This window comes from Streptomyces sp. PR69, assembly GCF_026420845.1.
Taxonomy (GTDB): Bacteria; Actinomycetota; Actinomycetes; order Streptomycetales; family Streptomycetaceae; genus Streptomyces.
The window spans coordinates 1-24,044 of the sequence record NZ_JAOWCB010000045.1 but is presented as its reverse complement, the minus strand read 5'-3'; the positions used below and the strand labels follow the sequence as shown (position 1 = coordinate 24,044).

Sequence of the window (24,044 nt, the reverse complement as noted above, 5' to 3'; positions counted from 1 at the left end):
GTGACCACCACCCCTTCCGACGCGACGGCCGCCCCCGAACCGGCGGACTCCCTGGACCGCGACGGCATCCGGCTCCTGGAACGGCAGATCGAGGACGCCCTGCTCGCCGACGACCGGATCGCCGACTGCGCCGTCGTCTTCCAGGGCGTCGCCGTCGACTCCGTCCCCGCCGAGCGGTGCGTGCGCTGCGGCATGGACGTCGCCTACCCCGGCACCCGGCTGGACCGGGACGGCGTCTGCGACCTGTGCCTGATGTACGCCGAGCACGGCCCGGAGATCCTGTCCTACTTCGGAGAGGTGGACGAGTTCACCCGGATCCTGCGCGAGCGGGCGGAGGCGGCCGGGTCCGACTACGACGCCCTGCTGCTCTTCAGCGGCGGCAAGGACAGCACCTACGTGCTGCACCAGCTGGTCCGCATGGGCCTGCGGGTGATGACCTTCACCTTCGACAACGGCTTCATCTCCCGGACCGCCCTGGAGAACGTCGAGACGATCACCAAGTCCCTGGGCATCGAGCACCTCACGATGACCCGGGCCGACCAGAACCGCGTCTTCCTGCGCAGCCTGGAGCAGCACAAGAGCGTCTGCAACGGCTGCTTCCGCTCGCTCCTCGACCTCAGCCACCGGCTCGCCCACGAGCGGGGCATCCCGAGCATCGTCACCGGACTGTCCCGCGGTCAGATCATCGACGAGCGCCTGCTGTGGTTCTACCGCAACGGGGAGTTCGACCCGGCCCGCATCGAGCAGCAGCTGGAGGTCGGCCGCAAGGTCTACCACCAGGTCGGCTCCGACCTCTCCGACCGGGTACTGGACCGCGTCGAGGTGGTCGACTACTACCGGTACTCCAACGTCACCAAGGACGAGATCCGGGCCTTCCTGGCGGAGGCCGAGACCCTCTGGGCGGCGCCGAAGGACACTGGCTTCTGCAGCTCCAACTGCATGATCAACGACGTCGGCGTGTACGTGCACCGCCTGGAGCGCGGCTACCACAACTACGAGTCGCCGACCCGCTGGGAGGTCCGGCTGGGCCACCTGGCCCGGGCCGAGGCCGACGCCGAGCTGCGCACCCCGGTCAACACCGGACGGGTCCGCTCCATGCTGGCGACGATCGGCTACACCGACCCCGGCGACCGCAGCCGGCTCGGCCGGCGCATGGCGGCGTACTACGTACCCCGCACCGGGCTGACCCCGGACCGGGCGCGGGCCGCGGTGGCTGCCCGGCTGCCGGAGATCCTGCTGCCCGAACACTGGGTCGAGCTCGCGGAGGTCCCGCGGAGCGCCGACGGCGCGATCGACCGGCGGGCCCTGCCCGACCCGGCCCCCGAGACCGGCAAGCGGCTCGTCCCGGACACCGGCGCGGCGCAGGCGGCCGCCGCCGTGCCCGACGCGAGCTGGCCCACCCCCTCCCAGCGGCTGCTGCTGGAGCAGGACGGCACCGGCCCCGACGGCCGGGCCCGCGCCCTGCTGCTCGACCTGCCGGAGGGCACCGCGGCGGAGACGGTCCGCAAGGCCGTGCTCGCCCTGGTGCAGCGGCATGAGGCGCTGCGCACCCGGTTCCGCCGCGCGGACGGCGGCTGGCGGCGCGAGGTGGCCGGGCTGACCGGCGGGGTACCGGTGGCCGCCCTCGACCTGACCCGGTACGAGCCGGCGCGGGTCCCCGGGGCCCTGCGGGTGGCTGCCGAGCGGCTGCGGGCCCGGCTGGACGTGGCGCAAGGCCCGCTGTTCGCGGCCGCCTTCGCCGAACGCCGCGAGGGCGCCCCCCAACTGCTGCTGATCGCCCACGAACTGGCCGCCGGCACCGGGGAATGGCGCCGGATCCTCGACGACCTGGGCACCGCCCTCGGCCGGATCGCGGCCGGCGGGTCGGCCGGGCTGCCCGCCGCCCCCGCCCCGCGGACCGCGGCGGAGCCCGCCCCGGTCCCGGTCGACGGTGAGCTGTGGAGCCCGCCCGCGACGGAGCAGGACGGCACGCCCGATCCGGTCCGCCGCACCGTGCTCGAAGCGGACCGGACCGCAGCCCTCGCCGCCGCCGGCGCCCCGGTCGCCGCCCTGGTGACCGCCGCCGTCGTCCACGCGCTCACCGAGACCTGCGGGGCTGCGGGCGTCCTGCTCGCCGTCACCGACCACACGGGCGCGCTCGCGCACCCGGCGGGCCTGTTCGCGGTGACCGGCGCCGAGGCGGGCACCGGGGCCGCCCGGACGCTGGAGCGGGTCCGCAGCGCGCTCGGCACCCCGGTCACCGCCCCCGCCGGAGCGGTCCCGGTCGGCATCGCCCACCTGGGCGACCTCGACGGCCTGCCCGCCGCCGGGGGACCACTGCGGCACGCCGGGTCCGCCGACCACGACCTGGCCGCCCCGTTCGGACCGCGCCCCCGGACGCCGTACGTCGTCAGCCACCTGCGCGACGGCCGCCTCCACCTCACCTGGACCGGCGCCCCGGCCCCCGCCGCGGCCGCCGACGCCGCCGCGGCACTCGCACAGCTCGCCGCGACGGCCGAGGAGGGCACGGCATGACCGACACGCAGGAGAAGCTGCGGCAGCTGCGCGAGCAGTCGCCCGCCAAGTACGCCCTCCTCATGAGCCGGCTGCGCAGCCGCGCCACGGCGGCCCCCACCGGGATCGGCCGCCGCCCCGCGGGCGCCGGGGCGCCGCTCTCGTTCGCCCAGCAGCGGCTGTGGTTCCTCGACCAGCTCAACCCGGGCGACACCGCGTACAGCATGCCGTACGCGCTGCGCCTGCAGGGCCCGGTGGACCTCGACCTGGCGGCGGCCGCCTTCCGGGCCCTGGTGCGCCGCCACGAGACGCTGCGGACCACCTTCCGCCCGGTCGACGGCGAACCGGTACAGGTCGTCACGCCCGCCGACGAGGTCCGGTGGCAACCTGAGACCGTCGACCTGCGCGGGACGCAGGACGCCGAGGCGGAGGTGCGGCGGCTCGCCGCCGCGCACGCGGCCGCCCCCTTCGACCTCGGCAGCGGCCCGCTGTTCCGGGTGACGCTCGTTCGCCTGGCCGACCAGGAGACCGTCGCGCTGATCAACCTGCACCACATCGTCACCGACGACTGGTCGATGGGGGTCCTCACCCGGGAGTTCGGGACCCTCTACGCGGCGCTCCGCGAGGGCGGCACCGACCCGCTGCCGCCGCTGGAGATCCAGTACGCCGACTACGCCCACTGGCAGCGCGGGCTCAGCGCCGAAAGCCGAGCGGCGGGCTTGGCCCACTGGCGGGAGCGGTTCCGCGGTGAACTGCCCAGCCTGGGCGTGCCCACCGACCGGGCCCGCCCGCCGGTGCAGACCTACGCCGGCTGCACCCGCTCCTTCCACCTGCCCGCCGACGTCACCCGCGGACTGCGGGCGCTGGCCGCCGACACCGGCGCCACCCTCTTCATGACCCTGCTCGCGGGCTACACCGCCCTGCTCCACCGCTACTCCGGCCAGGACGACATCGTGGTCGGCACCTCGGTGGCCGGCCGCGGCCGGCCCGAGACCGAGCCGCTGATCGGGTTCCTCGTCAACACCCTGGCCCTGCGGGCCGACCTGTCCGGAAACCCCGCCTTCAGCGAGCTGCTGGCCCGCACCAAGCAGGCATGCCTCGCCGACTTCGCCCACCAGGACGTGCCGTTCGAGCAGGTGGTGGAGGAGGTCCAGCCGGACCGTGACCTCAGCCGCGCGCCGCTGTTCCAGACCATGCTCTCGCTGCACAACGTGCCGCGCGCCGCGCTGGACCTGGCCGGCCTGCGCATCTCCCCGTTCGCGGGGGAGGGCCGGCGTGCGGCGATGTACGACCTGAGCCTCGACGTGGTCGACGAGGGCGAACGGCTGCGCTGCGACTGGGAGTACAACACCGACCTGTACACCGACGCGACGATCGGGCGGATGGCGGGCCACTTCGAGCGGCTGCTCGCCGGGGCCGTGGCCGACCCTCGGCTGCGCCTGACGGCCCTGCCGCTGCTGTCGGAAGCCGAGCGCACCGACGTACTGACCCGGGACAACACGGTCTCCGTGCGGGTCGGCCCCGATGAATGCGTCCACCAGCTGTTCGAGGAGCACGTCCGGGCCACACCCGACGCCGTGGCCGTGGTGGACGGCGAGGACCGGGTCAGCTACCGCGAGCTCGACCGCCGGGCCGGGATCGTCGCCGCCCGGCTGCGCGCCCTCGGCGTGGGGCCGGAGGTCCGGGTGGGGCTGTGCGCACCGCGCTGCGCGGACTCCGTGGCCGCGGTGCTCGGCGTCCTCAAGGCCGGTGGCGCCTACGTACCGCTCGACCCGGCGAACCCGGTGGATCGGCTCCGGTTCATCCTCACCGACGCCTCGGTCGAGCTGCTGCTCACCCGGCACGACATCGCCGGGACCGTGCCGGGGCTCACCGACGGGATCACCGTCGGCTGGTTCGACGATTGGCTCGCCGGGGCGGACGCCGAGGACGGTACCGGCGCCGCGGCCGAAGACACGGCGCGGGCTCCGCAGCCGGTCTCGGACAACCTCGCGTTCCTGGTGTACACCTCCGGCTCCACCGGCCGGGCCAAGGGCGCGATGCTCACCCACGGGGCGCTGATGAGCGCCTACCGCTCGTGGGAGCGGGTCTACGAGCTGGGCACCGTGGTCCGCCGCCACCTCCAGGCCGCCAACATCGCCTTCGACGTGTTCACCGGCGACATGGTCCGCGCCCTGTGCTCGGGCGGCACCCTGGTGCTCTGCCACCGTGAGACGCTGCTGGACCCGGCCCGGCTGTACGAGCTGCTCCAGCGCGAACGGGTGGACTTCGCCGACCTCGTCCCCGTGGTGATCCGCCTGCTCAGCGCCCATGTTGCCGAACAGGGCAGGCTGCTGGACAACTTCAAGGTGCTGGCGGTCGGCGCGGACATCTGGTTCATGCGGGACTACTGGAACCTCAAGAAGCTCTGCCCGCCCGGCACCCGGCTGGTCAACTCGTACGGCATCACCGAGTCCACCGTCGACAGCGGCCTGTTCGAGACCCCGATGCCGGAGCGGTCCGAGGAGGAGCCGGTCCCCATCGGCCGGCCGCTGCCCAACACCGAGTTCTACGTGCTCGACGACCGGCTCCAGCCCGTGCCCGTCGGCGTCAACGGCACCCTCTACATCGGCGGCCTGGCCCTGGCCCGCGGCTACGTGGGCCGACCGGAGTTGACCGCCGAGCGGTTCCTGCCGCACCCCTACAGCGACCGGCCGGGCGCCCGCCTGTACAACACCGGCGACCTGGCCCGGCTGCTGCCCACCGGCGACGTGGAGGTCCTCGGCCGGGTGGACCGCCAGGTGAAGATCCGCGGCTTCCGGATCGAGCTGGAGGAGGTCGAGTCGGTCCTCGGCCAGCACCCCGCCGTCCAGGCCGCCGCCGTCGTCGTCCACACGGACGCCAAGGGTGAACGCCGGCTCGCCGGGTACGTCGAGCCGCGGGCCGGCAGCACCCCCGACCCGGTGGAGCTCCAGGACCACCTGCGCAGCCAGCTGCCGTACTACATGGTCCCGTCGACCATCACCCTGCTCGACCGGATGCCGCTGAACGCCAATGGCAAGCACGACCGCAAGGCGCTGCCCGCGCCCGCCGAGGAGCCCGCCGAGCGGCCCGCCGCCGTGTTCTCCACCCCCATGGAGGAGCAGGTCGCCGCCGTCTGGCGCAAGGTCCTGGGAGCCGAGGAGGTGACCGCCGAGGACGACTTCTTCCAGCTCGGCGGACACAGCCTGCTGGTGCCCCGGGTCCAGTTCGAACTGCGTCGGGCCCACGGGGTGGACCTGCCGCTGATCGCCCTGTTCGAGGCGACCACGGTCGCGGAGCTGGCCCAGCGGGTGGACGCCGCCCGCACCGCCCCGGCCCCCGCCGCCGGGAGCGGCGGACCGGACGGGGAGCTGACCGCGCTGCCGGAGCTGGACCCGGAGATCACGGTGGCGCCCGGCGCCCGCCGGACCCGTGACGCGGAGCCGCGGGCCGTGCTGCTCACCGGTGCCACCGGCTTCCTCGGCGCGCACCTGCTCGAGGGGCTTCTGCGCACCACCCGGGCCACCGTCCACTGCCTGCTGCGCGCCGAGGACCCGGACGAGGGCATGCGGCGGCTGCTGAAGACCCTCGCCGGGTACGGGCTGCCGGCCCCCGGGCCCGGCCGGGTGGTGGTGGAATGCGGCGACCTGGCGCAGCCGCTGCTCGGCCTCGCGCCCGAGCGCTTCGAGGAGCTCGCCGGACTGCTGGACGCCATCCACCACAGCGGCGCCTGGGTGAGCTTCACCCTGCCGTACGCCACGCTGCGGGCCGCGAACGTGGACGGCACCCAGGAGGTCCTGCGGCTGGCCGCACGGGGCGGCGGCATCCCGGTGCACCACGTGTCCACCGCGTCCGTCCCCGAGCCCGGCACCGCCCCTGCCGCGCCCGTCACCGGCGGCTACAACCAGAGCAAATGGGCCGCCGAGCACCTGGCGGTCGCCGCCCGCGAGCGGGGCGTCCCGGTCGACGTGCACCGCCCCGACTACGTCGGCGGGCACAGCACGACCGGAATCGGCAACCCGAAGGACTTGATTTGGGCGATCATCAAGGGCAGTGTTCAGCTCGGGTGCTACCCCGACCTCGACCTTCCGGTGCAGCTGGTGCCGGTGGACCGGGTCGCCGGGGCCCTGCTGGCGCTCGCCTCCCGCCCGGGAGCGGAGTCCGCCTCCTTCGACCTGGCCCACCCCGAACCCGTCGGTCTGGGCACGGTGTTCGACTGGCTTACCGGCTTCGGCTACCGGCTCCGGCGGGTCTCCTACGCCGACTGGCTGACCGCCCTCCAGGAGTCCGCCGCACGCTCCTGGGACAACGCCCTCTTCCCGTTCCTCCCACTGTTCACCGCCCACGGGCAGGGCGGCCCCGGGGCGAGCCCGGCCGGTCTCGGGGCCGCACTGCCCGGGCCGGCCCGGTCGGCGTACCGGGAGTCCGGCACCGACTGCCCGCCGATCGATCAGCGGCTGCTGCACACGTACCTGACCGAACTGGTCCGCAGCGGCTACCTCCAGGCCCCCGCCCCGGACCTGGACGACACCCCCCTGGAGAACGCATGACCACCGCGACCACCGCGAAGCAGCGGCGCGCGGCCCCGCAACCGCGACCCGGCGAACGGGTCGGCCCGTTCCTGCGGTCGCACCTGGCCCGGTCCAAGGGCTGGATCGCGGCCCATGTCACCGGCTCGCTGGTGTGGCACCTGCTGGCCGCAGCGGTTCCGGTCGTCATCGGCACCGCCTTCGACGCCCTGCTGGACGGCACCCCGGACCGGGACCGGTTCGACACCATGGTGCTGGTGCTGCTCGCCCTGGTCGCGGTGCGCGGCGTCGCCGGCTTCGTCGCCACGTACTCGCTGGAGGCGTACGCCTGCGGGCTGGAGCGCGACGTGCGGGCCACCCTGTTCTCCGCGCTGCTCCAGAAGGGCCAGCAGTTCTTCAACCGGCGCCCGGTCGGCGACCTTTCGGCCCGGGTCACCGGTGACGCGCAGGCCGTCAACCTGATGCTCTCGCCCGGCCTGGACCTCACCTTCGACATGCTGCTCGGCCTCGTCGTGCCGATCGTGTTCATCGGCCTGATCGACGCCCGGCTGCTGCTGGTGCCGCTGGTGTTCCTGGTGCTGTTTGCCCTCGCGCTGGCCGAGTACGGCCGCCGGCTCGACCCAGCGGCCGGGGCCACCCGGGCCCGCTTCGGCGAGCTCAGCGCCCAGGTCTCGCAGACCATCGCGGGCGTGGAGACCGTTGAGGCCACCGGGCGCCGGGCCGCCGAGCAGCGCCGGTTCATGGAGCGGGCGACGGCCTACCGGGACGCCGCGGTGCGCCAGGCCAAGGCGCAGGCACTGTACCTGCCCACCCTGCTGCTGGTGGCCGCGCTGGCGGCCGGACTGCTGCACGGCGCCCACCTGGTGTCCACAGGCTCGCTGACGGTCGGTCAGCTCGTGGCCTTCCTCGGGCTGATGAGCGCCCTGCGGGCGCCGACCCAGCTGGCCTCGTTCAGCATCGGCCTGGTCTTCCTGGGCATCGCCGGCGCCCGGCGGATCCTGGAGGTCATCACCGACCGGGCCGGGTCGGAGGACACCGACACCGGACACCGGGCGGAGATCGAGGGCACGGTGGTCTTCGACCGGGTCCGCTTCGGCCACGGGGACAAGCCCGTCCTCGACGACGTCTCCTTCACCGTGGAACCGGGCATGACCGTCGCCCTCGTCGGGCCGACCGGCAGCGGCAAGTCCACCCTGCTCCAGCTGCTGAACCGCACCTACGTGCCGGACTCCGGCGAGGTGCGGGTGGACGGGGTGGCCACCACCGACTGGCACGCCCAGACGCTGCGCTCGCAGATCTCGGTGATCGAGCAGGACGTGGTGCTGTTCTCCCGGTCCATCGCGGACAACCTGGCCTTCGGCACGGACCGCGAGCCCACCCGGGCCGAGCTGGAGGAGGCCGCACGGGCCGCGCACGCCCACGAGTTCATCACCGGCACCGAGCACGGCTACGACACCCTGGTCGGCGAACGCGGCGCCACGCTGTCCGGCGGCCAGCGGCAGCGCATCGCCATCGCCCGCGCCCTGCTGGCGGACCCGCGGATCCTGGTGCTGGACGACTCCACCAGCGCGGTGGACAGCGCCACCGAGCAGAAGATCCAGCAGGCCGTCCGGCGGGCCGCCGCGGGCCGCACCACCTTCATGGTCACCCCCCGGCTGTCCCGGATCCGCAGCGCCGACCTGGTGCTGGTGCTGGACCGGGGCCGGATCGTGGGCCAAGGCACCCACGAGGAACTGCTGGAGAGCTGCGAGTTGTACCACCGGATCTTCGCGCCGCACCTGCGGGAGACGGCCGGCTGGTCCGGAGAGGAAGTCCACTGATGGCGCACATACTCGACGGTATCTCCGCGGACAGCTACGACCGGGCCTACGGGGACCGGGAACTGCTGCGCCGGATCCGCCCCCTGTTCACCGCCAAGGGCTCGACGGTCGCGCTGATCGCGCTGGCCGTGGTCGGCGCGGCGGTGGCCGGCGCCGCGTTCCCTCTGCTGGTGGCCGACATCGTGGACAACGCCGGGCGCGAAAGCCTCGGCGAGACGGTGCTCCCGCTGACCGCGGCCGCGCTCGGCACCGGTCTCGCCGCCTGGCTGCTGACCTTCTTCCAGCAGCGGGCCGTGGGCGTTCTGGTCGGCGACGTGGTGCTGGAGATGCGGCGGCGCGCCTTCGAGGCCGTGCTCCGCCAGGACATGTCCTTCCACGACGCCCAGGCGTCCGGTTCGGTGGCCAGCCGGATCACCGCAGACACCCAGGCGTTCGCCACCCTGGCCACCCTCACCCTGGGGCTGGTCGGCCAGGTCCTGATGATCGGCCTGCTGCTGCTGGCCATGTTCGTCATCAACCTCCCGCTCGCCCTGGTGACCGCGGCCACGGCCGCCGTGATCGTCCTGGTCAGCCTCGGGTTCCGGTGGGTGTCCCGGCGGGCATCGCGGCAGCAGCAGCGCTCCCTCGCGCAGATCAACGCGTACGTGCAGGAGACCCTCCGCGGCATCGCGGTGGCCCGCAACTTCCAGCGGGAGGAGTCCACCCACGCCGGGCTGGTCGAGGTCAACCAGCGCTGGTTCCGGGCCACCGTCCGGCTGAACCGGCTGTTCAGCGGGATCTTTCCGCTGCTGCTGACCCTGACCGGGCTGGGCACCGTCGGCGTCGTCGTGCTCGGCGGGGACCTGCTCGCCGAGGGCGCCGTCACGGCGGGGGAGTGGTCCCTGTTCCTGGAGGCCCTGATGCTGTTCTGGTTCCCGCTGACCAGCATCGCCTCCTTCTGGAACCAGTTCCAGCAGGGCCTGGCCGCCTCCGAGCGGATCTTCGCCCTGGTGGACCTGGAGCCGACCGTGCGGCAGAGCGACGCCCTGCCGGTGCCCCGGCTCTCGGGCGCCGTCGAGTTCCTCGGCGTCGACTTCGGCTACCGGGCCGACCGGCCCGTCCTGACCGGGCTCGACCTCAAGATCGAAAGCGGTGAGACGGTCGCCCTGGTCGGGCACACCGGCGCCGGCAAGTCCAGCATCATCCGGCTGATCACCCGGGCCTACGAGTTCGGCGCGGGTGAACTGCTCGTCGACGGGCGGGACATCCGCACCCTGGACCTGGACGCCTACAAGAGCCACCTCGGCATCGTCCCGCAGGCGCCGTTCCTCTTCTCCGGCACCGTCGGGGAGAACATCGGCTTCGGCCGGCCGGGTGCCACCCCCGACGAGATCCTGGCCGCCGCCCGCTCGGTGGCTGGCGGCGACTGGCTCGACGCCCTGCCGGACGGCCTCGACACGCCGGTCAACGAGGGCGGCAGCAGCCTCTCCGCGGGCCAGCGGCAACTGATCGTGCTGGCCCGGGTGATGCTCGGCAACCCGTCCCTGCTGATCCTCGACGAGGCCACCGCCAGCGTGGACCCGCTCACCGAGGCCCAGGTGCAGGAAGGGCTGGACGCGGCCTCCGCGGGCCGCACGACCGTCGTGGTCGCGCACCGGCTGCCCACGGTCCGCAAGGCCGACCGGATCCTCGTCGTCGACGGCGGACGGATCACCGAACAGGGCACCCACGAGACCCTGCTGGCGGCCGGCGGCCGGTACGCCGAGCTGTACGACCACTACTTCCGCCACCAGACGCTCGACTTCGAGGCCGCCGAGGAGGCCGCCGATGCCGTCGTCCGCTGACGCGCCCCGCACCCTGGGCGGCCTGCTGGCCGCCGCCGCGGACCGGTGGCCCGACCGCCCCGCCGTCGAACAGGGCGGAGTCCGCCTGGACTTCGCGGACCTGCACTGGCAGACCGGGCGGGCGGCCGCCCGGCTCGCGGCGGCCGGGGCCGGCCCCGGCGCCACCGCCGTCCTGCTCTTCGACAACACCCCGGACTGCGTGGTCGCCTTCCTGGCGGCCGCCCGGACCGGCACCCGCCTGGTGCCCGCCGAACCCGGCGCCACCCTGACCCAGCTCACCACCCTGGCCGCCGGGGCCGACGGCCCGGTGCTGATCGGCCGCGCCGAGCGGCTCGCCGCCCTGGACGCGGCCGGCAGCTGGCCGGGCCCGGTCGTGGAGACCGACGGGCTGCCGCAGGCCGGGCCGGCCGACCGCCCGGCCCCGGCGGAGCCGGGCGGCGACGCCCCGTTCCTGCACCAGTTCAGCTCGGGTTCCACCGGAGCGCCCAAGGCGGCCGTGCACACCCAGCACAACCTGGTGCAGGGCGCCCTGATCTACCGGACCACGTTCGGCTACGGCCCCGCGGACACCGTGGTGGCGGCCGTACCGCTGCTGCACTCCTTCGGGATGGTCGCGGGTCTGGTCACCTCGCTGCTGACCGGCGCCCGCCTGGTGTTGCTCGGCCGGTTCACCCCCGGCCGACTCCTCGGCGAGCTCCACCGCACCGGCGCCACCGTGCTCGTCGCCACCCCGCTCGCCTGCGACCTCCTTGCCCGCTCCGCGGGCGCGGCGGCCGCGGCCGGCCCCCTCGCGCTGCGACTGTGCCTGTCCTCCGGGGCGGCCCTGCACCCGGCGACCGCGGAACGGTTCGCCGAGCGGTTCGGCGTACGCGTCAGCCAGGTCTACGGCTGCACCGAGGCCGGGATCATCGCGAGCCGGCAGCCGGAGCCGGCCGCCGGGCCGGGACCGGAAGGGGCGCCGGCCCCGGCCGGCGATGTCGGCCGGCCGACGCCGGGCGTCGAGGTGCGGCTGGTCGACGAGACCGGCGCGGACGTCGCCGCCGGCGCGGAGGGCCTGCTGCTGGTCCGCACCCCCGCCATGTTCCTGGGCTACCTGGACCGTCCCGGGACCACCGCCGAGGTCCTGCGCGACGGTTGGTACCGGACCGGGGACCTGGCACGGCTCGACGGCGCCGGGCGGCTGCACCTGATCGGCCGCAAGGACACGTTCGTCAACGTGGGCGGCAAGAAGGTCAACCCGGTGGAGGTCGAGCAGGTCCTGCTGGGGCACCCACTGCTGGCCGAGGCCGTGGTCTGGGGGGAGGACCTCCCGGACGGCGGCCAGCGGGTCCGGGCCACCGTGGTGGCCACCGGGCCGCTGACCGCCGCCGAACTCGGCGCCTGGTGCCGGAAGCGGCTCCAGCCGCACCAGGTGCCCGGCGGCGTGGAGTTCGCCGCCGCGCTTCCGAAGTCCTCGTCCGGAAAGATCCGCCGCGCCGAGGTGGCCGCGGCCGCCGGCGACCGGAGCCGGACATACGACCATGGGGGAACACGCTCATGACCTCGACCCTCGTCGAGCTGCTGCGCGGCCGGGCCGAAGCGGCCCCGGACCGCACCGCCTACCGCTTCCTGGGCGACGGCGACACAGCGGAGACCATCAGCTACGGCGAACTGGACCGCGACGCCCGGACGGTGGCCGGACTCCTGCGTGAGCAGGGCGCCGCCGCCACCGACCGCGCGCTGCTGCTGTACCCGCCCGGCCTGGACTACATCAGGGCCTTCTTCGGGGCTCTGTACGCCGGTGTGGTCCCGGTCCCGGTCTATCCGCCGCGCTCGCTGCGCAACCCCTCCCGGCTCGGTTCGATCGCCGCCGACGCCCGGGCCGGATTCGCCCTCACCGTCTCGCCGGTGCTCGACCTGCTCGGCCGCGATGGCGTCGGCCTCGGCCTGGACGGACTGCGCACGGCGGCCACCGACGGCCTGGACGCCGCACTCGCCGGCCGGTGGACCGGGCAGCTGCCCGACGCCGCGGGCCCGGCCTTCCTGCAGTACACCTCGGGATCGACCGCGGCGCCCAAGGGCGTGGTGCTCAGCCACGGCAACCTGCTGCACAACCTCGCCATGATCGGCGACGCGTTCGGCTGCGACGAGGACACCAGCGCGGTCGTCTGGCTGCCGCCGTACCACGACATGGGCCTGATCGGTGGCATCCTCACCCCTCTGTACGCCGGGTTCCCGGTCACCCTCATGTCCCCCATGAGCTTCCTGCGCCGCCCCCTGCAGTGGCTGCGGGCCATCTCCGCGGAGGGCGCCCAGCTCAGCGGCGGCCCCAACTTCGCCTACGAGATGTGCGCCCGGCTCGCCACCGACGCCGACCGCGCGGAACTCGACCTGAGCTCCTGGCGGGTCGCGTTCAACGGGGCCGAGCCCATCCGCGCCTCGACCCTGGACGCCTTCGAGGCGGCCTTCGGGGACTGCGGCTTCCGCCGCAGCAGCTTCCTGCCCTGCTACGGCATGGCGGAGGCCACCCTGTTCGTCACCGGCACCCCGGCGACCGCCGAGCCCACCGTGCTGGCGGTGGACGCAGCCGGCCTGGAGGCCGGCCGGGCCGACGAGCCCGGCACGGACCGCCCGGCCCGGCTGCTGGTCGGCACCGGTCAGCCCGCCGCCGACCAGGACGTGCTGATCGTCGAGCCCGGCTCCCGGGAGCCGCTGCCCGAACGCCAGGTCGGCGAGATCTGGGTGCACGGACCGAGCGTCGCCCAGGGCTACTGGGACAACCCGGACACCACCCGGGAGGTGTTCGCCGCCCGGCCCGCCGGACGCGACGAGGCGGACGGGCGCACCTGGCTGCGCACGGGCGACCTCGGCTTCCTGGCGGACGGCGAGCTGTACGTGACCGGCCGCCACAAAGACCTGATCATCGTCCGCGGCCGCAACTTCTACCCCACGGACATCGAGCTGGTGGCCGAGTCCGCCCACCCCGCCTTCCGTTCCGGGTGCGGAGCGGCCGTGGCCGCCGAACACGACGGCGAGCAGGTGCTGGTGGTCCTCCAGGAGGTCGAGGGCCGGGCACTGGCCACGATCGACGTGGCGGAGGCCACGGCGGCCGTGCGCGCCGCGGTGATGGACCGGTGCGACGTCGCCGTCCACGAGGTGCTGCTGCTCAAGCCCGGCGCCATCCCCAAGACCACCAGCGGCAAGATCCAGCGCTCCCTCAGTCGGCAGCGCCACGCGGCCGGGGAGTTCGAACCGCTCGGCGGCGGACCCGTCAGGGACGCCGCCGCCCCCACCGGGCCCTGCCCGGCCGAAGTGGCCGCCCTGGCGCCGGCCGAGCGCACGGCGCTCCTGCGGCAGGTGCTGCGGCAGCGAGTCGCGGACGCCCTCGGCGGCACCCCGGAGCAGGTGGCCACCACCGGTGTGCCGCTGACCAGCCTGGGCATCGACTCGCTGGCCGCGGTCCTGCTCGCCAACCGGATCCGCGAGGACCTGGGCGTGGAACTGCCGCTGAGCCGGATGCTCGGCGGCGCGGACCTCGACGCCCTGGCCGCAGAGGCGACCCTCGTGACGGACCGACCGACCGGCGCCGGCGGCGACTGCGCCGCACCGGGCACGGCCGACGCGGCGATCGACACCGACGGACCGGGGATGACCCTCGGGCAGCGCTCGATCTGGCACGTGCAGCAGCAGGACCCGGGAGCCACCGCCTACAACATCCCGGTCGCCCTGGAGCTGACCGGACCGCTGGACACCGATGCCCTCCGCACGGCCCTGCGGCAGGCCGGCGACCGGCACGAGATGCTGCGCACCCGCTACCGGGTGACCGGCGGCGAGACCGTCCCCTTCCGCACCGACGACCCGGTCGAGCTGCAAGTGACCGACGCCCGGGCGGACGGCGCGGAGGACCTGGCCGAGCGGGTCTTCGCCCTCGCCCACCGCCCGTTCGACCTGGAGCACGACCCGGTGTTCCGGGCCGACCTGCTGGTCCGGGCCGAGGACCGGCACGTCCTGCTGCTGACCGTCCACCACATCGCCGCCGACCTGTGGTCGATGGTCAACCTGACCGCCGAACTCGGCCGCGATTACGCCGCCCTGGCCGCCGACACCACCCCGGCGCCGGCCGCTCCGGCCGGCCGCTACGCCGACCAGGTCCGCCGGGAGCGGCAGCTGCTGGCCGGGCCCGCCGGCCGGGCCCTGCAGGAGTACTGGCGCACGGAGCTCGCCGGCCCACTGCCGCTGCTCGACCTGCCGCTGGACGCCCCGCATCCGCCGGCCCCCAGCTACCGCGGCGCCCGCGTGCCGTTCCGCGTCGACGTCGGACGGACCGCGCGCGTCCGCGCCTTCGCCCGCGAGACCGGGACCACGCTCCACACGGTGCTGCTGGCCGCCTTCCAGATCGCCCTGCACCACGCGAGCGGCAGCCCGGAGTTGGTGATCGGCAGCGCCACCGCGAACCGCGGCGCCAGGGACGCCGAGGACGTGGTCGGCTACTTCACCAACATGGTGGCCGTCCGCGGCCGGTTCGAGGAGGGCGTGACGCCCCGCGCCTTCACCGGACGGCTGCACCGCACGGTCCTGTCCGCCCTGGACCACCAGGCGTACCCGATGTCCTTGGTCCTGGAGACGGTCCAGCCCCGGCGCGAGCCCGGCCGCAACCCGCTCTTCCAGGCGGTCTTCGTGCTCCAGCGGCCGCACGCCCACGCCGAGACGGCCGGCTTCGTCCTGGGCGCCGACACCGGGGCCGCCGTCTCCTGGGGCGGGCTGCGCCTGACCCCGTACCCGCTGCCGCACCGCACGGCCCAGTACGAGCTGATGCTCACCGTCGTGGACGCCGGGCCCGAGCTGCACGCGGCCCTGGAGTACAGCACCGACATCTTCACCGCGGCCACCGCCGAGCGGCTGGCCGCGCACTACCGGACCGTCCTGGACGACCTCCTGGACCGGCCCGACACCCCCGTCGCCGAGCTCTGCCCGGCCGAACTGCTGGAACGGCGCGCGGCACGCGACGCCGGAACCGAGGAGGACGCCCTGACCGGCTACGTGGCACCCCGCACCGACACCGAGCGGGTCCTGGCGAAGATCTGGTCCGAGGTGCTCGGGGTCGAGCCCATCGGCATCGAGGACGACTTCTACGACCTGGGCGGCCACTCCCTGTTCGTGGTTCAGCTCATCTCCGGCGTCCGCGACGCCCTCGGCGTGGACGTCCCCGTCCGCAGTGTGATGCAGACCCGCACCGTCGCCCAGGGCGCCGCGATCATCGACGCGCTGCTGTGGGCCAAGGAAGGCGCCGTCGCCGACGCCGCCCGAGAGGACGGCGAACTGTGACCGACCTCGCCGGCCACCTGGTGCCCCTGCCGTCCGGCGACTGGCGGATCTGGCGGACCATGGGCCTGCGCGGCACCGGCTTCCCGGCCGGTCAGGTGCTCGACCTGGCCGCGCCGGGCGCGGCCGGGGCCGCCGACCGGCTGCTGGAGGCCCGTACCAGGGCGGCGGCCGCCCGGGCGGCGGCCCTGGAAGCGCTGCGGACCGAACTCGACGCCCTGCGCGCCGCCGGCGCGTGGGACGACACCGCCCGCCGGCGCCCGCTGCTGCGGGCCGTCAGCCGTCTGAACAAGGGCGGCCTGCCCGGCCCCGAGTTCGCCGGGCTGCCCGCGGTGGCCGCGCTCGCCGCGGCCGAGGAACTGGTCGCCGCGGCCGAGCACGACCTGGACAAGGTCTTCGCCGAGGACCTCGCCCAGCTGTCCGCCGCCCTGGACCGCACCGCCGCCGACCCCCGCTTCCGCGAGGCCGTCATCTGGCAGAACCGCAAGGCCTACGCCGACGGCGTGCGCAAGGTCGGCGGACAGGGACGGCGCAACTCCCGCCGCCGCGAGCACGAGGCCCTGGTCGCCGGATACCTCCAGCGCTACACGGTCAAGAACGACTCCATCGGGTTCTTCGGACCGGTCGGCTGGGCGGAGGCCGTCCCCGAGGGGGCTCCACTCACCGTCACCCCCGGCGCCTCGCTGGTGGCACGCCGCGAGGTGTACTTCGAGCAGTGGTGCCTGGACGCCCTGATGCGCTCCCTGGGCACCGGTCCCGAGCTGCGGCGCTGGTTCCCGCCGCGCCGGCTGCCGACCGCCGCTCTGGAGGGCACCGCCCTGCGCCTGCCGGGCCGCACCGTCGCGCTGCCCGCGGCGAAGGCCGCGGTGCTCCGTTCCGTCCTCGCGCTGTGCGACGGCAGCCGCACCGGGGTGGAGGTCGCCGCGGAACTGGGACTCGGCGAGGCCGACGGTCTGGACCTGCTGGAATCGCTGCGGACCACCGGCCTCATCGCCTGGGACCTCGAACTGCCCGTGCAGCCCCGCCCGGAGGTGCGCCTGCGCGAACAGCTGGAGCGGATCGGCGACCCCGCGCTGCGCGCCGACGCCCTGGCCCGGCTAGGCCGGCTCACCGCCGCCCGCGACCGGGTGGCGGCCGCGGCCGGCCGGCCCGACGAGCTGGACCGGGCCCTCGCCGACCTGGAGACCGTCTTCACGGAGCTGACCGGCACCGCGGCCACCCGGGCGCACGGGGAGACCTACGGCGCCCGCACCCTGGTGTACGAGGACTGCCGGCGCGACGGCCGGGTCGAGGTGGGCCCGGACCTCCTCGCCGAACTGGGCCGCCCGCTCTCCCTGATGCTGGACTCCGCCCGCTGGCTCACCGCCCGGGTCGCCGAGGCCTACCGCGAGGAGTTCCGGCAGGCGTACGACCGGCTGCTCGCCGAGCGCCCGGACGCCGAGCCCCGGCTGACCGACATCTGGACCCGCATCCAGTCCGCCGTCCTCGGCCCCGACCAGCGGATCGTCGACCGTGCCGTGGCCGAGCTCCAGCAGCGCTGGGGCAGCGTGTTCGGCCCGCTGGAGGGCCGCCGCGTCACGTTCGCCTCGGAGCGGCTGCGCCCGCTCGTCGACCGGGCGTTCGCGGCCGCGGCCCCGGGCTGGCCGGGCGCCCGCTACCAAGCGCCGGACGTGATGATCGCGGCGACCGGCCCGGAGGCGGTGGCCGTCGGCGACTACCAGCTGGTCATGGGCGAGCTGCACGTCGGCGTCAACACCCTGCGCAACCTGCTCTTCGTCGACCAGCACCCGGACCCGGGGTCGCTGGAGCGGGCGACCCTGGCCGACATGCCGGCGCCCCGGGTGCGGCCGGTCCTGCCCAAGGAATGGCTGTACTCCACCCGCACCACCACCCGGCTGTTCACCGACCGGGACCACCACCTGCTCCTCGGCGACGAAGGCTCCTGGCTGACCGGCCACCCGCGCGCGCTGAACGCCGCCGAGGTCCGCATCGGCCTGCGCGACGGCCGGGTGGTGGCCTGGGCCGGCGCGGACGGTCCGGAGTTCGACCTGGTCGAACTCCTCGCGGAGGCGATCGGCTTCAAGGTGGTCAGCCGGTTCCAGCCGATGCCCGCCCGCCGCCACACCCCCCGGGTGACCGTCGACAAGCTGGTGGTGTGCCGCGAGTCCTGGCGCTTCCACCCGGCCGAACTCGCCTTCGCCCGGGAGAAGGACGAGGCGGCCCGGTTCACGGGTGCCCGCGCCTGGGCCCGCGAACACGGCATCCCCCGGTTCGTCTTCGTCAAGGCCGCCCACGAGACCAAGCCGTTCTACGTCGACCTCGACAGCCCGCTGTTCGTCAACGCGTTCGCCCACGTCGTCCGCGGCGCCCCCGAGCAGCCGGACGGCAGCCTGACCATCTCGGTCGGCGAGATGCTCCCGACCACCGAGCAGACCTGGCTGAAGGACCGTCAGGGACAGAGCTACACATGCGAGTTCCGCGTCATCGCGGTGGACAATAAGGAGTGCGGCGCACCATGTCGCTGATCGATCTGCTGGCCCGCCTGCGCGAGCAGGACATCCACCTGCGGGTGGAGGACGGAAGACTGCGCTACAGCGCCCCTGCCCAGGGACTGCCCGAGGCGCTGCGCGCCGGGATCACCGCGCACAAGGCTGAGCTGATCGCCTTCCTGACCGCGGGCACCACCGCCGACGGCCCGCGGCCCGTGCCGCGCGCCGCGGACGGCACCCTCCCGGCCTCCCCGGTCCAGGAGCGGTTGTGGCTGCTCGACCGGATGGAACCGGGCAACGCCGCCTACCACATGCCCGCCGCCGTCCGGCTGACCGGAACCCTCGACCCTGAGCTGCTGGAGCGGGCCGTCAACCGGATCACGGCCCGGCACGAGGTGCTGCGCACCTCCTTCGAGGACGACGGCGGCCGCCCCCGCCAGCGCGTCCACGCCGAGCGGCACGTGCCGCTGGTCCGGCGCGACCTGCGCGACCTGCCCGAGCCGGAGCGCACCGCCGAGGTCGAGCGGCGCTCCGAGGCGGAGGCGGCCGCCCCGTTCGACCTCGCCCGGGACCCGCTGCTGCGCACCACCCTGCTGCGGACCGGCGAGGAGGAGCACGTCCTGCTGCTCACCCTGCACCACATCGTCGCCGACGGCTGGTCGGTGTCCGTCCTCGCGAACGAACTCGCCGCCCACTACCGGGCGCTGACCGAGGACCGCCCGGCCGACCTGCCGGACCTGCCCGTCCAGTACGGGGACTACGCCGCCTGGCACGCCCGGTGGCTGGACGGGGAGGCGTGCGCCGCCCAGCTCGACCGCTGGCGCGAACGGCTCGGCGGCGAACTGCCGGACCTCGCCCTGCCGCTGGACGTGCCCCGCCCGGCCGTGCGCACCTTCCGTGCGGGCCGCGCCGAGCGCACCATCCCGGCGGAGACCGCCGAGGGGCTGCGGCGGATCGGCCAGGAGTCCGGGGCCACCCTGTTCACCGTCATGCTGGCCGCCTTCAAGGTGCTGCTGCACCGTCTCAGCGGCCAGGACGACCTCATCGTGGGCGTACCCGAGGCGGGCCGCACCCGGTCCGAGATCGAGCCGCTCGTCGGCTTCTTCGTCAACACCCTGGCGCTGCGCACCGACCTCTCGGGCGACCCCGCCTTCCGCGACCTGCTCGGGCAGGTGCGAGACACCGCCTACGACGCCTATGCCGACCGCGACCTGCCGTTCGAACGGATCCTGATCGACCTCCAGCCCAGGCGGCGGCTCGACCGCACCCCGGTCTTCCAGGTCTTCTTCAACATGGTGCCGTTCAACGAGCAGCGCCTGGACCTGCCCGGCCTGACCGCCCGGTTCCTGCACGTCCCGGACGCCGGCGCCAAGTTCGACCTCACCCTCTACGCGGGGCTCGACGGCCGTGCCCTCACGCTCGTGCACAACGCCGACCTGTTCACCGAGGAGCGGGCGGAGCAGCTGCTCGACGCGTACGTCGCCCTGGCCGCTCAGATCGCGGCCGACCCCGGCCGCCCGCTCTCCGCGTACAGCCTGGTCACCGAACGGGCCCGTGCGGTACTGCCGGACCCGGCCCGGCCGCTGTCCGCCACCTGGAAGGGCGGCCTCGTCGAGGCCTTCGCCGAGCGGGCGCGCGCCGCGCCGGACCGCATCGCCGTCGAGGAACCGGACGGCTCCTGGACCTACGGGCAGCTCGCCGGGCGTGCCCACCGCCTGGCGCACCGGCTGCGGGCCGACGGGGTCGCACCGGGCGACGTGGTGGCCCTGTACGGGCCGCGCGGTGCCGAACTGGCCTGCGCCATGCTCGGCACCCTGGCCGCCGGGGCCGCCTTCCTGGTCCTGGACACCGCCGAGCCCGGCGCCCGCGTCGCCGAGCAGGCGGCCCTCGCCGCCCCGCGCGGCCTGGTGTGCACCGGCGGGGCCGAGGCCCCGGCCGAGCTGCTGGACGGCGTGCGCACCACCGTCGTCTCCCGGCCCGTGAGCCCCGGGCGGGACGAGCCCGGCCCGGACGGGCAGGACCGGCTCCCCGCCGGACTGCCGGACACCGAGCTCGGCCCCGACTCGCCCGCCTACCTGGCCTTCACCTCGGGCTCCACCGGCCGCCCCAAGGCGGTGCTCGGCACCCACGGACCGCTCGCGCACTTCACCGACTGGTTTCAGGACGCCTACAAGCTCACCGCCGAGGACCGCTTCGCCCTGCTCTCGGCGCCCGGCCACGACCCGATGCTGCGCGACGTCCTCGTGCCGCTGGCCCTCGGCGCCACCGTCTGCGTGCCCGACCACGCGTCGCTGCCCGGCCGGTTCGCCGAGTGGGCCGAGGACCGGGGGATCACCCTGGTCAACGTCACCCCGGCCACCCTGGAGTACCTGCTGGGTGGCCGGGCCGCCGCGCGCACCGCCTCAGCCCTGCGCTACGTCTTCTTCGGCGGCGACCGGCTGCGCGGCCACCACGTCACCCTGGCCCGGTCGCTCAACCCCGGCGTGCGCTGCGTCAACTTCTACGGCGCGACCGAGACGCCCCAGGCGATGAGCGCCCACGAGGTGCCCGCCGGTGAGCCGGCGGCCGAGATCCCGCTCGGCCAGGGCGCCCCCGGCTCTCAGTTGATCCTGCTCAACGCGGCCGGCGTACAGGCCGGGGTGGGCGAGCTCGCCGAGATCCACGTCCGCTCCCCGCACCTGTCCGTCGGCTATCCGGCGGACCCCGGCCTGACCGCCGCCCGCTTCCTCACCAGCCCGGTCACCGGGGACCCGGCGGACCGCTGGTTCCGCACCGGCGACCTGGGCCGCTACCAGCCCGACGGCACCGTCCGGTTCTGCGGCCGAGCCGACCGCCAGATCCAGATCCGAGGCTTCCGGGTGGAACCCGCCGAAGCGGAGGCCCGGCTGTGCGAGCACCCCGGTGTCGCCGACTGCGTCGTCCGGGCCGAAGCCGTGGACGGCGGCGACGGCCACGAGGGCGCGGAGCTCCGCCTGGTCGCCCACTGGACCCCGGCCGACGGCCCGGCACCGGCCGCCCGCGCGCTGCGCGAGCACATGGGCGCGGTGCTCCCCGACCACCTGGTGCCCGCCGCCTTCGTCCGCCTCGACGCCCTCCCGCTGCTTCCCAACGGCAAGATCGACCTCGCGGCGCTGCCCTGGGCCCCGCCGGCCGAGCGCGACGCGGACGAGGTCTACGTGGCCCCGGTCACCGAGGTGGAGAAGACCCTCGCCGCGATCTGGGAGGACGTCCTCGGCGTCGACCGGGTCGGGGTGAACGACGACTTCTTCGCCCTGGGCGGCCACTCCCTGCTGGCCACCGTGGTCACCCACCGGGTTCGCGAGGCGCTCGGCGCGGAGATCGCCGTCCGCGCGCTGTTCGAGGACCGGACCGTCGCGGGCCTGGCCAAGCTGATCGAGCAGCAGGGCGACGCGGTGACGGCCGGCGCGCCGGGCCCGATCCGGTCGGTGGCCCGCACCGAGGCCGGCCTGGACGACCTGCTGGCCCGGCTGGGCGCCCTGACGGACGGGGAGGGCTGACGGGATGCGCTGGACCGAGAAGCTCGCCGCCCTCGCCCCTGCGGACCGCAACCGGCTGGGCCGCCTGGTGGAGCAGGAGGGGAGCGTCATGAACCTCTTCCCGCTCTCCTACACCCAGGAGTGGGTGTGGTGGAACAGCCGGCTGCAGCCCGCCTCGCCGATGTACAACGTCTCCGCCACCCTCCGGCTCGACGGTCCCCTCGACATTGCCCTGCTGGACCGGGTGCTCCGCGAGATCGTCACCCGACACGAGGTCCTGCGGACCGGCTTCCACGTCCTCGGCCGCACCGCCGTCCAGGCCGCCGAGGAGCCCCCGGCCGGCCCGCTGGTCGCCGAGCACGACCTGCGGTCGGTGCCGGCGGACCGGCAGGATGCGGAACTCGCCGACCTGGTCGGGCAGGAGCGGGCGAAGCCGTTCGTCCTCGCCGAGGGCCGGCTGCTGCGGGCCCTGCTGCTGCGGACCGGTGAGGACAGCGCCGTCCTCGCCCTGACCACCCACCAGATCGCCTTCGACGACTGGTCGATCCGCGTCCTGGTGCACGAGGTGGGGGAGCTCTACGCGGCGTTCCGGGCCGGCCGGCCCTCCCCGCTCGCCCCGCTGCCGGTGCAGTACTCCGACTTCTCGCTGTGGCAGCGGCAGTGGATGGACGAGGCCAGGATGGAGGCCGAGTTCGGCTACTGGGAGTCGCGACTGAGCGGTCTGCCGGCCCTGCTGGACCTGCCGGCCGACCTGCCCCGCCCCGCCGTCCGCTCCTTCCGGGGCCGCGTCCTCGACCTCCATCTCGACACCGTGGTGACCGAGCGGCTGCGTGCCCTGTGCCGGGAGTCCGGGGTGACCACGTACATGGCCCTCACGGCCGTGTTCCACCTGCTGCTCGGCCGGGCCACCGGACAGCCCGCGTTCGCCACCAGCACGCTCACTGCCTACCGGACCCGTCCGGAGGTCGAGCACGTGATCGGCGACTTCGGAAACATGATCGCGGTGGTGGCCGCGCCGAACGGCCCGGGGACCACCTTCCGCGACCTGCTGGCCGCCACCCGGGCCGCCGTCCTGGAGGCGCAGGAGCACGCGGACATGCCCGCGCACCGGATCACGGGCCGGCTGCGGCCGCGGCGCGAGGAGAGCCACAACCCGGTCACCCAGGCGATGTTCCTGAGCGTGCACGCGATGAACTCCGTCGCCGGCGCCGACCTCGGGGACCTGCGCGTGGGCTTCGCACGGATCGGCGAGCCCACGGCGTCCAGCGCCTTCGACGTCGAGGTCCGCCTGGTGGAGAAGCCCGACACACTCGGCGTGCAGTTCGTCCTCGCCGAAGACCTGTTCACCGAGGCCGGCGCCGCCCGCCTGGTGGACCGGTACGAGGAGCTCCTCACCGCCGCCCTGGACCGCCCCGGGGCCGCGACCGCCGACCTGGCCGTCGCCACCCCGCCGCCCGCGGCGGAGGCCGGCGGAGCGGCCGGGGACCGGGACGCCACCGGGGACGCGGTCGCGGCGGTGCGCCGCACGGCCGGGCTCCGCCCCGGGGACACCGCCCTGCAGACCCCCGGCGGCCCGGTCACCTACCGGGAGCTGTGGCGGCTCGTCGCCGAGGTTCCCGAGGGGGCCCCGGCCGACGGCCCGCTGCCGCTGGACGCCGTCGCGCCCACCACCGGTTCCGCCGTCTGGGTGCTCGCCGCGCTCCGCGACGGCCGGGGCGTCGGCACCGGAACCGGGCCCGTGCTGGAGCCGGCCGTACTGGCCGAGCTGGCCCGGCTCTGGGCCTTCCGCTGCCAGGCTGGGCCGGGCACCCGCTTCCTTGCCGCCGCCCCGCCCGGCACAGTGACCGCCCTGCTGCAGCTGCTGGTGCCGCTGGCGGCCGGGGCGATCGCGGTCCTCCACGATGGCCCGGTGGGCACCTGGCCGGCCGGCGGGGCGGACGTGGCGGTCCTGCCGGCCGACGCCCTGCACCGGATCGCCTCGGCGGACACGGCCCTCCTGCGCACCCTCGTCGTCACCGGTGAGCACGGCAGGCTCCCGGCGGCCCTGACCGCCCCCGGGGCCCCGGCGGTGCTGCGCGCGGTCGGCCCGGCC

General features: G+C 74.9%; 9 protein-coding genes. All 9 read left to right on the top strand.

The features are described from left to right. On the top strand, window positions 1–2,514 hold the full coding sequence (locus tag OF819_RS26765; RefSeq protein ID WP_267246222.1) for a 7-cyano-7-deazaguanine synthase: 2,514 nt from the start codon (window positions 1–3) through the stop codon (window positions 2,512–2,514). After that, the gene (locus tag OF819_RS26760; protein WP_267246221.1) at window positions 2,511–7,043 is read left to right on the top strand and encodes a non-ribosomal peptide synthetase; all 4,533 of its coding nucleotides are present in this window, start codon (window positions 2,511–2,513) and stop codon (window positions 7,041–7,043) included. The genes OF819_RS26765 and OF819_RS26760 overlap by 4 nt, the downstream gene beginning before the upstream one ends. Further along, complete coding sequence (locus tag OF819_RS26755; protein WP_267246220.1) at window positions 7,040–8,842, top strand: ABC transporter ATP-binding protein; 1,803 nt, start codon at window positions 7,040–7,042, stop codon at window positions 8,840–8,842. The genes OF819_RS26760 and OF819_RS26755 overlap by 4 nt, the downstream gene beginning before the upstream one ends. After that, a complete protein-coding gene (locus tag OF819_RS26750) occupies window positions 8,842–10,665 on the top strand; it encodes an ABC transporter ATP-binding protein (RefSeq protein WP_267246219.1) in 1,824 nt (607 codons plus the stop codon). Before OF819_RS26755 ends, OF819_RS26750 begins: the two co-directional genes overlap by 1 nt. Next, a complete protein-coding gene (locus OF819_RS26745; RefSeq protein ID WP_267246218.1) occupies window positions 10,649–12,205 on the top strand; it encodes a class I adenylate-forming enzyme family protein in 1,557 nt (518 codons plus the stop codon). Before OF819_RS26750 ends, OF819_RS26745 begins: the two co-directional genes overlap by 17 nt. After that, complete coding sequence (locus OF819_RS26740; protein ID WP_267246217.1) at window positions 12,202–15,969, top strand: condensation domain-containing protein; 3,768 nt, start codon at window positions 12,202–12,204, stop codon at window positions 15,967–15,969. Before OF819_RS26745 ends, OF819_RS26740 begins: the two co-directional genes overlap by 4 nt. Continuing rightward, window positions 15,966–18,491, top strand: a complete 2,526-nt coding sequence (locus OF819_RS26735; RefSeq protein ID WP_267246216.1) for a lantibiotic dehydratase — start codon at window positions 15,966–15,968, stop codon at window positions 18,489–18,491. Before OF819_RS26740 ends, OF819_RS26735 begins: the two co-directional genes overlap by 4 nt. Next, window positions 18,482–21,973, top strand: coding sequence for an amino acid adenylation domain-containing protein (locus tag OF819_RS26730; protein WP_267246215.1), 3,492 nt, complete (start codon window positions 18,482–18,484; stop codon window positions 21,971–21,973). The genes OF819_RS26735 and OF819_RS26730 overlap by 10 nt, the downstream gene beginning before the upstream one ends. A 4-nt stretch (window positions 21,974–21,977) precedes the next feature. Further along, the coding region (locus tag OF819_RS26725) for a condensation domain-containing protein (protein WP_267246214.1) at window positions 21,978–24,044 on the top strand (2,067 nt) is incomplete at its 3' end.